This is a genomic window from Serratia sp. OLAL2, from assembly GCF_002752475.1.
In the GTDB taxonomy this organism is placed as follows: Bacteria; Pseudomonadota; Gammaproteobacteria; order Enterobacterales; family Enterobacteriaceae; genus Serratia; species Serratia bockelmannii.
The window spans coordinates 340,771-358,924 of the sequence record NZ_MSTL01000001.1 but is presented as its reverse complement, the minus strand read 5'-3'; the positions used below and the strand labels follow the sequence as shown (position 1 = coordinate 358,924).

Here is an 18,154-nt window from a genome sequence, read left to right as displayed (position 1 = left end):
GTAAGTATTGTTGCACATTAACTGTGGTGAATAATACAAAATAATATTAATCCCTCCATAATTATATCGAGTTAATAAAAACGGAATACGCTCGTCATCCCTGAGTAATATCGGGAAAATAAAATGATCATTTATCCCCTTTCGCACATTTCGCCAAAAAAAATATCCTCTCCTATACTTCACACCTCAGCAAATTGAGGCACAGGGGGAACCTCTGGATTAACCATTTCATTCTTTCTTAGTTGGGGGAGACCCAGCTTTTCTACGGTTTTTTATTCTGACTTGAACTGTCGGACGGCCAGGCTTTGCCTAAATCCGGACGGACCCTTTCATTAACGTAATGAAAACGTGCTAGAGAATATTATGAACAAACAAACTGATGTGAAGAGTGGGGAATTCCGTACGGGTGCTCATATTTCGTTGGAAAAAGTCGAACTGCATGAAATTACCACCGCTCAGCGCGAGCTTTGGCTGAGCGCCAGCATGTCTGAAGGCTTGCCATTCAATATGTGGGGATACGGCACGATACAAGGGCCGTTGCAGATAGCCCTGCTGCGCCAGGCGATAGACGCGATCATTGAAGAAACGCCGGCGATGCAGGCCCATTTCACCGAACAAGACGGCGAGCTTTATCAATACCGTGCGGCGCGCAGTCATGACCCGCTTTCCGTGCATGACTTCAGCAGCCAGGAATACCCTGAGCTGGCGGCGCAGCGCTGGATGCGGCAAGATGCCGATCGCGTGATCTCCGCGCTGGATCAGGACCTGTTCGGTTTTGCCTTACTGACGTTGGCGCCGGGCAACTATATCCTCTACCGACGTTTTCACCACATGCTGGTGGATGGCCGCAGCGCCGAAGAGTTTATGCGTCGTATCGCGCTGTATTACAACGCATTGGCTGAGAAAAAAAACATTCCTGAATTCAGTAATTGCAGTTTTACCCGGCTCTATGAACACGACCTGCAGTACCGCGATTCTTCCCGCTTCGCCACCGATAAACAGTTCTGGCAAGGCTATACGCTCGCCGCGCCTCATAGCCTGACGCGTCAGGAGAAACTCGTCCCTTATTCGTCCATGCAAATCAGCAATCACACATTAAAAATAAATGAGATAGCGGCGATTGATCGGGGGGCGGAAAAAGCCGGCGTACATCGCGCTCATATATTGGCGGCGGCCGTCGCATTATGTTTCCATAGTATTACTGGTCAGACCTTATTGAATTTCAGCCTGCCGGTGACCGGTACGCGAGAGCGAAACAGTATTGGTATGACTGCGAATGTGGTGCCACTGATTTTAGCTATTAACCCTGAAAGTCGTCTGGCTGATTTTGCACAACAGGTCGCTGCGGAAATAGCCAAAGTGGTTCGTCGGCAATTATATCGCGGTGAGGATATTCGTCGCGATCGCAGCACCATGAGTTCATCCTGGTTTGGTCCCGCCATCAATATCGTTTCCTTCGATCATGGCGATCCGTTTTGGGGATGTAAGACACGTTGGTACTACGGTGGCAACATCGCCGTCAGCGATATGCAAATTCTATTTTACGAAGATCAGCAGGCGCAAGAGTTGGACGTCATGTTTGCCGATGCGCCGCATGCCCATTCATTAAGCCAGCTTGAGAGTTTACAACGGCGTTTCCAATTTATTCTGCGGCTCCTCTCTGAACAACCTGAAGGCAGCATTGCCCAGGTGATGCAACAGATCTCTGCGCAGCCTGAAGCGGACGTCAGCGGCAGTTTCTATGATCTCCGTCGACTGCCGCCGGCCGCCGGCTTCATCCGCTGGGATCGCCCTGCTGCTGAGCTGGTGCGCCTCGCGACGTCACTCGGCCATCCTGCGGGGAATTGCCCGCTGAAAATCCTGTTGGCCGACCGGGCGCTGGGCGTTGGGCGCCTGGAAATGCTGCCTGACGCCGACAATGCGCCACCCGGTACGCTGCTCTGCGTCGACGATGCGGGTTGGAATATCGCCACGGCGGAAGGGGCGGTGCGGATCGGGGGTTGGTTCACCGCCGAAGGCGAGCTGACGGCGGGGGAAGCGCTGGCGCAGCTGCACGGTTTGACGGCGGGCGAGCCGTTACCGTTGCTTGATCCTTCGCAGGCGAAACGATTGGAGGAGCGACAGGCGGCCGGTGGGCATCATGCGGCCTTCTGGCAACCGCGATTGGCGCAGTTTGCCCCGGCGGCGTTCCCGGTGGCCTGGCAGCGCGAAGCCCGGCCGGCATGGCAGGCTACGGCCTGGCAACACGCGGGCAAGATCGAGGTTGAAGCGGTGTTGACCGGGCTGGCGCTGTATCTGGGATTGATGGGCGGCGAAAGTGATTTCCAACTTGGCTGGCTGAACGCGACGGACGACGTCATCGGCGAACCGGGCCAGGTTTGGACACTGCCGCTGCAGATCTCGCTGAATCCGACGCTGGGTTTCGCCGAGGCGCAGGTGCAGATGCGACGCGAATGGCAGCAGGCGCGCGCGCGTCGCGCCTACCATCCGGCATTGCTCGGCCTGGACACGCGTTCGCGCGCCTGGTCAACCGTCGTGACGCTATTGCGCCGCGACACCTCGCCGGGATTCGACGACAGTCAGGAGGGCGCAGCGGCGGTGAAACGCTCCGGCGCTCGGGCAGTGCTGCAAATCTGTGAAAGCAACGCCGCTTTCCGTTGGGTGTACGACAGCGCCGCGGTGGGGGACGAGCAGATGCTGCGTGCCGCGCAGCATCTGCTATTGCTGCTCCGGCAGGCCGCTGCGGCGCCGAATGCGCCGGTGCGAGGCGATCGTTTACTGAGCCAGGCGGAGCGAGAGCTATTGCTCAACGTGCGCAACCGCACGCACCGGGCTTTCCCGCAGGCGTCGAGCGTGTCGGCCCTGTTTGAAGCGCAGGCGCGGCGTACGCCGACGGTGCCGGCGCTGTCTCAGGGGGCGATGTCGCTGAGCTATGCGGAATTGAACGCGCGCGCCAACCGGCTGGCGCATTACCTGACGGCACGCGGCGTAGGGCCGGAAAGCCGCGTAGCGGTCTGCGCCGCGCGCAGCCCGGAGATGATCGTCGCACTGCTGGCGATCCTGAAAGCCGGCGGCGCCTATGTGCCGCTGGATCCGGCTTATCCCGCTGAGCGTCTGCACTATATCGTGCAGGACTGCGCGCCGGCGCTGCTGTTGGCGGATAGTACCGGCCGCGCCGCGCTGGGGGCGGTAGCAGCGCCGTTGTTGGCGCTGGAAGACGCGCTGCCAGAGCAGGATCACGACCTGCCGCCGCGCGCGCAGCCAGGCAGCCTGGCGTATGTGGTTTACACCTCGGGCTCGACCGGCAAACCGAAAGGGGTAATGGTGGAGCAGGCGCACCTGATCAACCTGATCATGTGGCACTGCGAAGCGACCGGTTTGCAGGCTGGTGAGCGAACGACCAGCATGGCCGGGTTGGGTTTTGACGCCAGCGTTTGGGAAATCTGGCCGACGTTGACGCAGGGGGCGACGCTGCTGCTGCCGCCGGCAGAGGCGGCGGGCAATGGCGAAGCGCTGCTGCAATGGTGGCGCGGCAGCGGTGTGCAGGTCGGGTTTATGGTGACGCCGCTGGCTGAGATCGCACTGATGGGCGAGATGCCTGCCGATCTGCGGATGCTGCTGATCGGCGGCGACAGCATTCGCCGCTGGCCGCTGCCGGCGCCGCCTGGTGTAACCATTGTGAATAACTATGGGCCGACGGAGACGACCGTGGTAGCGACTTCGGGCGAGCCGGCGGTCGGTACGGCGATGCCGTCTATCGGCCGGCCTATCGCCAACGGCCGGGCGTACTTGCTGGATGACGATGGCCAGCCGGTGCCGCTGGGCGCCGTGGGTGAACTGTATATCGGCGGCGCGCAGGTGGCGCGCGGTTACCTGAACCAGCCGGCGCTGACGGCGGAGCGTTTCCTGGCCGATCCTTTCGTGCCGGGCGACCGCATGTACCGCACCGGCGATCTGGCGCGCTATATGCCGGATGGCAGCCTGGAGTATCTGGGCCGCAACGATCTGCAGGTAAAAATTCGCGGCTTCCGCATTGAATGCGGTGAAATCGAGTCGCAGCTGGCTATGCATGCCGCCGTGCGCGACGCGGTGGTGGATGCGCTCACGGATGGCGAAGGCGACAAACGTCTGGTGGCCTGGATCGTGCCGCAGCCGGAGGCGGAGCGTGAGGCGCTGGCGCAGACGTTGCGCCGGGCACTCGCTACAACGTTGCCGGATTATATGGTGCCGACGGCCTTTGTGTGGCTGGAGGCGCTGCCGCTGTCGCCGAACGGCAAACTGGATCGGCGCGCGTTGCCGGTACCGGCGCCGGATGCCGCCATGCGCGAAGCCTATGTCGAGCCACAGGGGGAAACCGAAACGCTGCTGGCTCAGATTTGGCAGGGGTTGCTGAGCGTTGAACGCGTGGGGCGTCACGACAACTTCTTCGAGTTGGGCGGCCATTCGCTGCTGGCGGTGAAGCTGATGGCGCAGCTGCGCCAGGCCGGGCTGTCGGCGAGCGTTCAGGCGCTGTTCTCCACGCCAACGCTGTCGGCTCTGGCGCAAACGCTGGTGTCGCAGCAGCGGATTCAGGTGCCGGAAAACGTGATTGCGCCGGGCTGCCGTGCAATCACGCCGCAGATGTTGCCGCTGGCCGATCTGACTCAGGCGGAGATCGATCAGATCGTCGACGGTGTGGAGGGGGGCATCGACAACGTACAGGATATCTACGCCCTTTCCCCGTTGCAGGAAGGGATCTTGTTCCACCACATGCTGGCGGAAGAGGGCGACCCCTACCTGCTGTCGGCACTGCTGCGTTTCGACAGCCGGGCGCGTTTCGATCGCTGGCTGGCGGCGATGCAGCAGGTGGTGGAGCGTCATGACATTTTGCGCACGGCCTTTGTCGGTGCGGGGCTGTCCGAACCGGTACAGGTCGTCTGGCGTCGGGCGCGTTTAGCGGTGATCGAGCTGGCGCTGGATCCGGCCGAGGGGCCGGTCGGCCGTCAGCTGGAAGCGCGCTTCGACCCCCGACGGATCCGGCAGGATCTGACGCGGGCACCGCTGCTGTATTACGTTATCGCCGAAGAGAGCGACGGCAGCTGGTACGTCTTGCAGCAGTGGCACCACCTGATTGGCGACCACTCGACGCTGGCGATGATGGGAGAAGAAGTCAACGCCATTCTGGCCGGGCGAGGCGATACGCTGGGCTGCGCGCAGCCGTTCCGCAATGCGGTGGCGCAAGCGCGTTTGGGGCTCAGCGAACAGGAACATGAGCGTTTCTTCCGCGGCATGCTGGCGGACATCGATGAACCGGTACTGCCGTTCGGGCTCGGCAACGTACACGGCGACGGACAGTGCGCCAATACCGGCCGTCTGGCGCTGGCGCCTGCGCTGAATGCCGACCTGCGTCGACAGGCGAAGCGGCTGGGCGTCAGCCTGGCCAGCCTGTGCCATCTGGCCTGGGCGCAGGTGTTGGCGCGCACCAGCGGGCGTGATGCCGTGGTGTTCGGCACGGTGCTGCTGGGCCGCATGGAATCGGGCGAAGGCGCCGACCGGGCGCTGGGGTTATTCATCAATACGCTGCCGCTGCGGCTGGATATGGACGGGCGCAGCGTTGAGGCGTCGGTGCGGCAGGCGCATGCGCGCCTGAGCGGCTTGCTGGCGCATGAGCACGCCTCGCTGGCGTTGGCGCAGCGCTGCAGCGGCGTGAAAAGCGGTGCGCCGCTGTTCAGTGCGCTGCTGAACTACCGCCACAACGACGGGGAAGCCTTGGCACTGCCGGAAGGGGTCAGCCTGATCGGCGCGGACGAACGCACCAACTACCCGTTCGTGCTGTCGGTGGACGACGGCATGGATTCGCTGGCGTTGACGGCGCAGGTCATCGACCCCATTGAAGCCTCGCGGGTGTGCCGCTATATGCAACAGGCGTTGACCGCTCTGGTGAATGCGCTGGAACACACGCCGGAAATGCCGGTGCGTGAACTGTCGATTCTGCCGGACGACGAGTACGCCTTGCTGATCAATGGTTGGAACGCAACGGCACAGCCTTATCCGCAGGACGTTTGCCTGCATGGGCTATTTGAAGCGCAGGTGCGCCGCACGCCGGACGCCGTGGCGCTGGTTTGCGGCGACGCCGAACTGAGCTACGCCCAACTGAACGCGCAGGCCAATCGCCTGGCGCACGCGCTGATGCAGCGCGGCGTCGGGCCGGATTGCCGGGTGGCGGTGTGCGCTGAGCGCAGCCTGGCGATGGTGACGGCATTGTTCGGCATCCTCAAGGCCGGCGGCGCCTATGTGCCTCTGGATCCGGCTTATCCGGGCGAACGTCTGCAATATATCCTGCAGGACGCCGATCCGGTGCTGCTGCTGGCGGACGCCGCCGGCCGCGCGGCGCTGGGCGAACACGCGGTGCCGCTGCTGGCGCTGGATGAACCGTTGCCGGACGATCTGAACGCCGATAACCCGGCGCCGCGCGCGCAGCCCAATCATTTGGCTTACGTGATTTATACCTCCGGCTCGACCGGAAAACCGAAAGGCGCGATGAATGAGCATCGCGGCATCGTTAACCGCCTGATCTGGATGCAGCAGGCTTATGGGTTGACGCCGGCGGATACGGTGCTGCAGAAAACGCCGTTCGGCTTCGACGTCTCGGTGTGGGAATTCTTCTGGCCGTTGATGTATGGCGCGCGCCTGGTGATGGCGCGCCCGGAAGGCCACAAGGATCCGGAGTACCTGAGCCGCGCCATTGAACAGTATGGCGTGACAACGCTGCACTTTGTGCCGTCGATGCTGCAAAGCTTCCTGCTGTATGAAGGCGCGAGCCGCCGCTGTGGGCAGGTGGTGCGCGTCATGTGCAGCGGCGAGGCGCTGCCCGCCTCGCTGGTGGCGGAGTTCTACCGCCAGATGCCGCATGTCGAGTTGCATAACCTCTATGGTCCGACCGAAGCGGCGGTGGACGTGACCGCTTGGCACTGCACCCGCCAACCCGGGCTGGTGTCGGTGCCCATTGGGCGGCCGGTGGCCAATACGCGGATCTATCTGCTCGATGAACAAGGGCAGCCGGTGCCGCTGGGGGCGGTTGGCGAGCTGTATATCGGCGGCATCCAGGTAGCGCGCGGCTATTTCAACCGGCCTGAACTGACGGCGGAGCGCTTCCTGGCCGATCCGTTCGATGCCGGCCACGGCGGCCGCATGTACCGCACCGGCGACGTGGCCCGCTACCTGCCGGACGGCAATATCGAGTATCTGGGCCGCAACGATCAGCAGGTGAAGATCCGCGGTTTCCGTATCGAATGCGGCGAGATAGAGGCGGCGCTGGCCGCGCATCCGCAGGTGCGCGAAGCCGTGGTGGATGCGCGCGGCGGCGACGGCGGTGAGAAACGCCTGATCGCCTGGGTGGTGCCGCAGCCAGGTGCCGATGAGGCGTCGCTGGCGGAGGTGCTGCGCCGGCATTTGGCCGACAAACTGCCGGATTACATGGTGCCAGCCGCTTGCGTGCTGCTGGAGGCGCTGCCGCTGTCACCAAACGGCAAGCTCGATCGCCGCGCATTGCCCGACCCGTCGGGCGAGGCCTATCGTCGTGAAGCCTACGAGGCGCCGCTGGGGGACGTCGAGCAGCGTCTGGCTGCGCTGTGGGAAGAACTGCTGGGCGTGGATCAGGTTGGCCGCAACGACAGCTTCTTCGCCCTGGGCGGCCATTCGTTGTTGGCGGTGCGTTTGGCCAACCGCCTGCAGCAAAGCGGGTTGCCGCTGTCGCTGCAGGCGCTGTTCGCCAACCCGGTCCTGCAGGCGCTGGCGCGCCAGATCACGCAGGCGGAAAGCCTGCCGCCGATTCTGCCTGCGCCGCGCGATGCGGCCTTACCGCTGTCGTTCGCTCAGCAGCGCCTGTGGTTCCTGACCCAACTGGACGGCATGAGCGAAATTTACCACATGCCGCTGGCGCTGCGGTTGCGTGGGCCGCTGAATCTGGCCGCCTGGCAGAGCAGCCTCGACGCGCTTTATGCGCGCCACGACGCGTTGCGCACCGTCTTTATCAGCCGCGACGGCCAGCCGCAGGCGCTCATTTTGCCGATCGCCGGTTTGCCGCTGACAATCCACGATCTGCGCGGCGTCGCGGATGCGCAGGCGCGCGCCGCCATGCTGATACGGGAAGAGGCTGCGGCGCCCTTTGATCTGGCCGGGGGCCCGCTGTTGCGCGCCAGCCTTATCCGGCTGAGCGACGAGGAACAGCTGTTCGCGTTGACCTGCCACCACATCATTTCCGATGGTTGGTCGAACGGCATATTGCTGCGGGAGCTGGGTGCGTTGTATGGCGCGTTGTGTCGCGGCGAACCATCGCCGCTGCCGCCGCTGGCGTTGCAATACGCGGATTACGCCCACTGGCAGCGGCAATGGCTGCAGCCGGCGCGCTTGTCGAAGCAGGCCGATTATTGGCACCAGACGTTGGGCGATGCGCCAGCGCTGTTGACGCTGCCGACCGACCGTCCGCGCCCGGCGGTGCAGTCATTCGCCGGGGATCGGGTGGCCGTCTCGCTCGATGCCGAACTGACAGCAGCGCTGAGGCAATTCAGCCTGCGTCAGGGATGCACGCTGTTCATCACGCTGTTGACGGCGTGGAGCGTCGTGCTGTCCCGTTTGTCGGGGCAGCGCGATCTTGTGATCGGCACGCCGGAGGCCAACCGTCGCCGGCTGGAAACGGAACCGATGATCGGCTTCTTCGTCAGCACCTTGGCGCTGCGCATCGATCTGTCCGACGATCCGGATTTGTCGACGTTGGCGCTGCGCGTGCGCGATACGCTGCTGGCGGCGCGCGATCATGGCGATCTGCCTTTCGAGCAGGTGGTTGAACAGGTGAACCCGCCGCGTCATCGTGGCCATACTCCGTTGTTCCAGGTGATGCTGAGCTGGCAGGACGGTTCGGTGCACGACATCGGCCTGCCGGGGCTGCAGGCGGAAGCGATCGATGCCGGCTATGCCGCGGCGAAATATGACATGACGCTGGATCTGACCGAGATCGGCGAAGAGATCGCCGGTTCGCTGTATTACGCCACGGCGCTGTTCGATCGTGAAACCGCCGAGCGCTACGGGATCTATCTGCGCCAGGTGTTGCAGAGCATCGCGTTGGCGGCGCCGCAGCCGGTTTCGCAGCTTGCGCTGTTGCCGCAGAACGAACGGCAGCGGTTGTTGCATGGCTGGAACCGGACGCCGGACGAACCGCAGGCGGATCTCTGCCCGCACCATCACCTGGAGCGGCTGGCGCTGCGCACGCCAGAGGCGATCGCCGCGGTGTGCGGAGAAGAACGCCTCAGCTATCGGGCGCTCAATGAACGAGCCAACGCGTTGGCGCAGGTGTTGATCGCGCGCGGCGTCGGGCCCGATCGTCTGGTGGCGCTGTGTGCGGAGCGCAGCACGCCGATGTTGGTCGGGTTGCTGGCGATCCTGAAAGCGGGCGGCGCCTATGTGCCGCTCGATCCGGCTTATACCGGCGAACGTCTGGAGTACATTTTACACGATGCCCGGCCGGTGTTGCTGCTGGCCGACGCCGCAGGGCGTTCGGCGCTGAGTGGGGCTGATGTGCCGACGATGGCGCTGGAGGAAGACTGGGGCACCGAGGCCGCCAATCCGCAGGTTGCGGGGCTGACGGCGGCCAATCTGGCCTATGTGATCTATACCTCCGGATCGACCGGTAAGCCGAAAGGCGTGATGGTGGAACACCGTCAGGTTGAGCGCCTGTTTACCGCGACCGACGCCGGTTTCGGCTTTGACGCCGGGGATGTCTGGTGTCTGTTCCACTCGTTCGCCTTCGATTTCTCGGTATGGGAAATCTGGGGCGCGTGGCGCCACGGCGGCCGGTTGGTGATCGTGCCGCAGGAAACGGCGCGCTCTGCCCCCGCGTTCTATCAGTTGGTTTGTCACCAGGGCGTGACGGTGCTGAATCAGACGCCAAGCGCCTTTAAAGCGTTCATTCAAGCTCAGGACAACACGCCGCATCGGCTGCGCTACATCGTCTTCGGCGGCGAAATGCTGAATCCGGCCGATCTGGCGCCGTGGTATGCCCGTAATCGGCCGGACGCGCCGCGGTTAATCAATATGTACGGCATAACGGAAACGACGGTGCACGTCACCTACCGGGAAATGTCTCCTGCGGACATCACCGGCAGCGGCAGCCCGATCGGCCGCCGCATCCCGGATCTGCGCCTGTATCTGCTTGACGAACACGGTCAGCCGGTGGCGCAGGGCGCAGTGGGTGAGCTGTATGTCGGCGGGCTGGGCGTGGCGCGCGGCTACCTGAATCGGCCGGAGCTGAATGCGCAACGTTTCCTCGACGATCCTTTCGTGGCGGGAGAACGGATGTATCGCGCCGGCGATCTGGCGCGCTATCTGCCGAACGGTGAGCTGGAGTACCTGGGGCGCAACGACCAGCAGGTGAAAATTCGCGGTTTCCGCATTGAGTGCGGTGAGGTGGAGGCGGCGCTGCTGGACCATCCTGAGGTCCGCAGCGTGGCGGTTGACGCCTGGCAGGACAACGGCGGCGACAAACGTTTGGTGGCCTGGGCGGTGCCGGGCGAAGGGGGAGATCGGGAAACGCTGGCGCTGCGGCTGCGCCAGCATCTGGCCGGCCGTCTGCCGGACTATATGGTGCCGACGGCCTTTGTGTGGCTGGACGCGTTGCCGCTGACCACCAACGGCAAACTGGACAAACGCGCGCTGCCGGCGCCTGAGCTGGGGGCCGCCGCGCGCGCCGTTTATGAAGCGCCGGCCAATGAACGAGAACGCCTGCTGGCGTCCATTTGGCGTCAGTTGCTGAATGTTGAACGCGTAGGTCGTCATGATGATTTCTTCGCTCTGGGCGGACATTCGCTGCTGGCGGTACAGTTGGCCAATCGGGTACAGCAGGCCGGCTGGCGGCTGCCGCTGTCGGCGCTGTTCGCTGCGCCGGTGTTGCAGGCGCTGGCGCAGTGGCTGGAACGGGAGGGGGCGGCGCAGCCGACGGCCATCGTGCCGACCCCACGTCACGACGCATTGCCGTTGTCGTTTGCCCAGCAGCGGCTGTGGTTCCTGAGCCAAATGGGCGGGATCGGCGAGACTTACCATATCCCGCTGGCGTTGCGCCTTGACGGCGACCTGGATGCGCCGGCGTTCCAGCGCAGCCTCGACGCGCTGTATGCCCGCCACGAAGCCTTGCGCAGCGTGTTTGTTTGCCAGGATGGGCAACCTCAGGTGCGGATCTTACCGGAGGCGGCCATGCCGCTGGCACATCACGACTTGTGCGGCGAGCGTCATGCGGAGCAACGTTTGCACGCGCTGGCCGAGACGGCGATGAAAGCGCCGTTCGATCTGGAACGGGGGCCGCTGGTGCGGGCCAGCTTGCTACAAGTGAGCGAGCGGCGGCATCTGTTCCTGCTGACCTGCCACCATATCGTTTCCGACGGCTGGTCTACCGGGATCCTGATGCGGGAGTTGAGCGCATTGTATGGCGCCTTCCAACGCGGTGAACCGTCTCCACTGCCGCCGCTGGCGGTGCACTATGTCGATTATGCCGTTTGGCAGCGCCAGTGGCTGACGCAGGAACGGTTGGCCGAGCAGGCGGCGTTCTGGCGCCAGACGCTGGGCGATGCGCCGGCGCTGCTGACGCTGCCGACCGATCGGCAGCGTCCGGCGATGCAGTCGTTCGCCGGCGGCGAGGTGCCTCTGGTTATCGACGCGGCGCTCACCGACGCGCTGCGGCGGTTGAGCCGCCAATACGGCGGCACGCTGTTCATGACGGTGCTGGCCGCCTGGAGTTTGGTGTTGTCCCGCATGGCCGGCCAACCGCAGGTGGTGATTGGTACCCCGGAGGCCAACCGCAGCAGGCTGGAAATCGAACCGCTGGCCGGCTTCTTCGTTAGCACGCTGGCGATGCATGTCGATCTGCGCGGTGAGCCGACGCTGAAAATCTTGCTCGAACGCGTGCGCGAGACGGTATTGGCGGCGCGGGAAAACGGCGATCTGCCGTTTGAACAGGTGGTGGAGGTGGTGAATCCGCCGCGCCAGCTGGACGCGACGCCGCTGTTCCAGGTGATGCTGGCCTGGCAGGACGGCTCGGTGCGCGATATCGCATTGCCGGGCCTGCAAACGACGGATGCCGGGCTGAGCTATGACGTCGCGAAATTCGACATGACGCTCGAGTTGGCGGAAAGCGGCAGCGGCATTGTCGGCTCGTTGAACTACGCCAGCGCCTTGTTCGATCGCGAGACGGCGGTGCGCTACGGCGCGTATCTGCAGCAGGCGCTGCGAGCGATGGCGGCGGATCTTGACCAGCCGGCGGCGCGCGTCGATCTGCTGCCTGCGGCCGAACGCCAGCTGCTGCTGCACGAGTGGAACCGCACCGAGCGGGCGTATCCGGCGCAGGCGTGCGTGCATCAACTGTTCGACGAGCAGGCGCGGCGCACGCCGCAGGCGACGGCGTTGGTCGATGGCGAGCAGCTTATCTGCTACGCGCAGTTGGCGGAGCACGCCAATCGGCTGGCCTGGCGCCTGATTAAGGCGGGCGTGGAGCCCGGCCAGCGCGTGGCGGTCCGGTTTGAGCGCAGCGCCGCCCTGGTGATCGCCCAATTGGCGATCCTTAAGGCCGGTGCTGCCTATGTGCCGGTTGATCCGCAGCTGCCGGCCGGCCGCCAGAACTGGATCATCGCCGACAGCGGTGCAGTACTGTTGCTGAATGGCGGCGAGGACGACGCGCAGATCGGCGTCGGCGTCGCTCGTCTGCCTCAAAGCGATGACGCGGACCTGCTGTCCGGCGCGCCGATATTGGCGAGCAACAGTCTGGATCTGGCCTACATCATGTACACCTCCGGCTCAACCGGTAAGCCGAAAGGCGTGATGGTGCCGCATCAGGGGATCAACCGACTGGTGATCAATAACGGTTATGCGGAGTTCAGCGACTCGGATCGTATCGCTTTCGCCATCAACCCGGCGTTCGATCCGGCGACGCTGGAAGTTTGGGGAGCCTTGCTGAACGGCGCCGCGCTGGTGGTAGTGCCGCCGGCGGTCTTGCTGGACGCCTCGGCGTTCGCCGATTTGCTGACGCGCCAGGCGATTACGGTGCTGGTGCTGCCGACCTCGCTGTTCAATCAGCATGCGCACAGCATTCCCGCGACGTTAGCGGGGCTGAAATACCTGATCAGCGGCGGCGAAGCGGCGGATCCTCATGCCTATACCCGGGTGCTGAAGGAGGGGGGCCGGGTGCAGCTGATCAACGGATACGGCCCGACGGAAGCCACCACTGCCGCTACCTCGGCGCGCATCACCGTGGCGGCGGGGCGGCACCGTTTGCCGATTGGCCGGCCGATCGGTAATACGCGGGTGTATCTGCTGGACGAACATCGCCAGCCGGTGCCGCTGGGCGCGATCGGCGAGCTGTATATCGGCGGCGTGGGCGTGGCGCTGGGTTACCTGAATCGCGAAGACCTCACGGCCGAGCGTTTCCTGGCGGATCCGTTTAACGAGGGAGGCCGCATGTATCGCACCGGCGATTTAGCGCGCTATCTGCCGGACGGCAACCTCGATTACTGCGGACGCAACGATCAGCAGGTGAAGATCCGCGGCTTCCGCATCGAGTGCAGCGAGATTGAAGTCCTGCTGGAAACGCACCCGGCGGTGCGCGAAGCGGTGGTTGACGTGCGCGGTGCGCATCCTGCGTTGATCGCCTGGATCGTGCCGCAAGCCGAGGCCGAGGGCCGCGATCTGACCGACGAGCTGCGGCGGCATTTGGCGGCGCAGCTGCCGGACTACATGGTGCCGGCGGCCTGTCTGATGCTTGCCGACTTGCCGTTGACCCCGAATGGTAAAGTGGATCGCCGCGCGTTGCCGACGCCACAGGCCGGCGATTTTGCGCGCGTGGGCCATGAAGCGCCTCAGGGCGACACGGAAACCCTGTTGGCGGCGATCTGGGGCGAATTGCTCGGTCTGCCGAATGTCGCCCGACATGACAATTTCTTCGAGTTGGGCGGGCATTCGCTGCTGGCGGTGAAACTGATCGCGGAGCTGCGTCGCTGCGGCCTGACGGCGAACGTGCAAACGCTGTTTACCGCCCCGACGCTGGCCTCGCTGGCGGAGGCGCTGGAGGCGCGCTGCGAAATCGAGATCCCCGAGAACCTGCTGCGGCCGGATAGCGCGCGCATCACGCCTGAGTTGCTGCCGCTGGCCTCGCTGAACCAGGTTGAGATCGACAGCATCGTGGCGCGCGTGCCGGGCGGGGTGGCCAACGTGCAGGATATCTATGCGTTGTCACCGTTGCAGGAGGGGATTCTGTTCCACCACCTGTTGGCGGAACGGGGCGATCCGTACCTGCTGTCTACGCTGTTGCGCTTTGAGAACCGCGAGCGTCTGGATCGTTGGCGGGCCGCGATGCAACAGGTGATCGATCGCCACGATATTCTGCGCACGGCGTTCATCAGTGAGGCGATCCGCGAGCCGGTACAGGTCGTTTGGCGCGCCGCCGCGCTGCCGTGGACTGAGCTGACGCTCGATCCGGCGCAGGAGGCGATTGGCGATCAACTGCTGGCGCGCTTCGATCCGCAGCATGCGCGTCTGGATCTCAGCCGTGCGCCGCTGCTGAACGTCGTGGTGGCGCAAGATAGCGATGGCAGTTGGTGGATGCTGCAGCAATGGCATCATTTGGTGGGGGATCATTCCACGGCGGCATTGATCGAAGAAGAGATCGCCGCGATCCTCGCCGGCAAAGGCGCCGAGCTGGGCGCCGCGCCGCCGTTCCGCAATGCGGTGGCGCAGGCGCGTTTGAGCGTCAGCGCGCAAGAACATGAAACCTTCTTCCGCGCCATGCTGGCGGACATCGAAGAGCCGGTGCTGCCGTTCGGGCTCGGCAACGTGCGCGGCGATGGCAAGGGCGTCACCACGGCGCACCAGCCTATCGACAAGGCGCTGAACGAACGTCTGCGGCATCAGGCCAAACGGTTGGGCGTGAGCCTGGCCAGCCTGTGCCATTTGGCCTGGGCGCAGGTCTTGGCCCGCACCAGCGGCCACGACCGCGTGGTGTTCGGTACCGTGCTGCTGGGACGCATGCAGGCGGGGGAAGGCGCCGAGCGAGCGATGGGGCTGTTTATCAATACCTTGCCGCTGCGCCTCGACATCGGCGATGACGATGTGGCGACGGCGGCGCGCCAGGCCCACGCGCGGCTGAGCGGGTTGCTGCAGCATGAGCACGCGCCGCTGGCGCTGGCGCAGCGCTGCAGCGGCGTGGCGGCGGGGATGCCGCTGTTCAGCGCGTTGCTCAACTATCGCCACAACAACGGCAGCGAGCTGGTGTTGCCGGAAGGCATGACGCTGTTGAGCGCGCAGGAGCGCACCAACTATCCGTTCGTCCTGTCGGTGGAAGACGGCGGCGACTCTCTGGGGCTGACGGCGCAGGTCAGCGAACCGGTGCCGGCGGCGAGGATCTGCGGCTATATGCAACAGGCGCTGGCCTCATTGGCGCAGGCGTTGGAAAGCCAGCCGACCCTGCCGGCGAGCGAGCTGGAGATCCTGCCGCCGTCTGAGCGCCGGCTGCTGCTGGAGGAATGGAATCAGACGACGGCGCCTTATCCGGCAGAGCTTTGCGTGCATCAGCTGTTTGAACGCCAGGCGCAGCGTGCGCCGCAGGCTGTCGCGATCGTGCAAGGCGACCGTCGGATCGGCTATGCGGCGTTGAATGCCCAGGCTAACCGGCTGGCGCATGCTCTGATCGCCCACGGCATTCAACCGGGCGAACGCGTGGCGACGCGTCTGACGCGCAGCATCGATCTGGTGGCGACGCAGCTGGCGATCTTCAAGGCCGGCGCGGTGTATGTACCTATCGACCCGCAGCTGCCGGCGGCGCGTCAGCAGTGGATCCTGGAGGACAGCGGCGCGCGCCTTATCGTCGGTGAAGCGACGGACGGGGATACCTTGCCGCTGCTGCGGCCGGCAATCTCCGGCGGTGACGAGAACGACCCGGCGCTGTCGAGCGCTGAGGTGGCATACATCATGTACACGTCCGGCTCCACAGGGCTGCCTAAAGGTGTGATGACGCCGCACCAGGGCATCACTCGGTTGGTGATCAACAACCGTTATGCGGCGTTCGATGCGACCGAACGGGTGGCTTATGCCGCTAACCCGGCCTTCGACGCCGCGACGATGGAGGTGTGGGCGGCGCTGTTGAACGGCGGCGAACTGGTGGTGATCCCGGCGGAAACCGTGATGGATGCGGCGCGCTTGAGCGCCGCATTGACGCAGCATCGCGTGACGACGCTGTTCCTGACGACCGCGTTGTTCAATCAGTATGTGTACAGCATGGGCGCGACGCTCGCCCAGCTGCGCTATCTGATCTGCGGTGGGGAAAAGGAGGAGCCGAGCGCCTTCGAACGCCTGCTGCAGGAAGCGGGGCCGGTACAGCTGATCCATGCCTATGGGCCGACGGAAGCGACGACCTTCGCCACGACGGCGGCGATTGCCGAGGTGCAAGGCGCCATGCGTTTGCCGATCGGTAAACCGATCGGCAACACCCGCGCCTATGTGCTGGATGCGCGCGGCCGACCGGCGCCGCTGGGCGTGATTGGCGAGCTGTATATCGGCGGCGTCGGCGTGGCGCTGGGGTACCTCAACCGGCCGGAACTGACCGCGGAACGTTTCCTGAACGATCCGTTTAACCCGGGCGGGCGCATGTATCGTACCGGCGATCTGGTGCGTTACCGGGCGGACGGCAACCTCGAGTATCAGCGACGCAACGATCGTCAGGTGAAAATTCGCGGCTTCCGTATCGAGATGGGAGAGATAGAGGCGCGCCTGGCGGCGCACCCGGCGGTGAACGAAGCGGTGGTCGATGTCTGCTGCGTCGGTGCGGATACGCGGTTGATCGCCTGGATCAGCGTGCGTGAGAATGTGGCGAGCGACGGGTTGGCCGGTGAGCTGCGTCAGCACCTGGCGGCGCAGCTGCCGGACTATATGCTACCTGCGGCCTTTGTCTGGCTGGCGGCGATGCCGCTGACGCCAAACGGCAAGATTGATCGGCGGGCTCTGCCGGCGCCGGAGATGGCCGCCGCCGCAGGCGAAGCCTACGAAGCGCCGCGCGGCGATACCGAGACGCTGTTGGCGCAGGCGTGGGCGGAGTTGCTGGGGCTGCCGCAGATCGGCAGACACGACAACTTCTTCGAACTGGGCGGCCATTCGCTGCTGGCGGTCCGTCAGGCCAGCCTGGCGCAGCAGTGGGGGATCGCACTGCAGGTGCAGGCGATCTTTGACCACCCGGTGCTGGCGGATCTGGCGGCGCATGTCGAGCAGCGCACGGGCGGACAGCCGCTCAGGGCATTGCCGGCGCGCCGCAGCGGCCAGCGCCCGCCGGTCTTCTTCATGCCGACCGGTTATGGCGATCACTCCTATGTTTATGAGATAGCCAAAGAGATCGATGCGGACTTCCCGATTTATGCCGTGCCGTGGCCAGAGATGACCGACGCGCCGCCGGCAACGATGGAGGCGATGGCGGAGATCGTTGCCGGCGTTATCCGGCAGGCGCAAGCCAGCGGGCCGTATCATCTGTTCGGTTACTCTTCGGGCGGGATCTTGACCTACATGGTGGCGGAACGGCTGCAGGCGGAGGGGGAAGAGGTGGCGCTGGTGGGCCTGCTCGACACTATGCGGCCGCAGCAGGCGATGCGCGATGCGACACAGCTATTCCTCAGTTGGCTGGAGGTGGAACATCCGACGCTGGAGGCGCCGCTGTTCTCCCGCCTGCAGCCGCTGTCGGTGGAGGAGGCGTTGGCGGTGCTGCACGGCCAGGGCATCAGCACTTTCCTCGACGATCCGCTGAAGGAAGCCGCGTTATGGCGCAAGCGTTATCACTATGCGACCCTGGTCGGCGCCAGCGTCATCCGGCCGCTCGGCCTTAATCTGCACCTGTTTAAAGCGGTGGAGGAGATGCCCGGCTTGCTGAACGACGATCTGGAAGCCTACTGGCAGCGCATCAAGCCGGCGGGTTACAACCGCCGCGACGGCTCGGCACTCGGCTGGGAGGGGCATTTGCCGGCGTCGGCGGTGACGGTCAACCTGGTTGATGGCGATCATGTCACCATGATGTCGGAAGCCGTGAACCGGCGCGGCTTAGGGGAGCGCATCAGCGCCGTGCTGAATTCGCTCGTCCGACGCTGACCGCGTTGCTTGTCAA

General features: G+C 64.4%; 1 protein-coding gene. It reads left to right on the top strand.

Features of this window, described 5'->3' with window-relative positions; genetic code table 11:
* Positions 1 to 363: 363 nt before the first annotated feature.
* Positions 364 to 18,138, top strand: coding sequence for a non-ribosomal peptide synthetase (locus BVU99_RS01655; RefSeq protein WP_099816659.1), 17,775 nt, complete (start codon positions 364 to 366; stop codon positions 18,136 to 18,138).
* Positions 18,139 to 18,154 lie beyond the last annotated feature (16 nt).

Excerpts from the sequence above, each read along its gene's own strand:
- BVU99_RS01655 (WP_099816659.1), top strand. The coding sequence starts at position 364 with ATGAACAAACAAACTGATGTGAAGAGTGGGGAATTCCGTACGGGTGCT.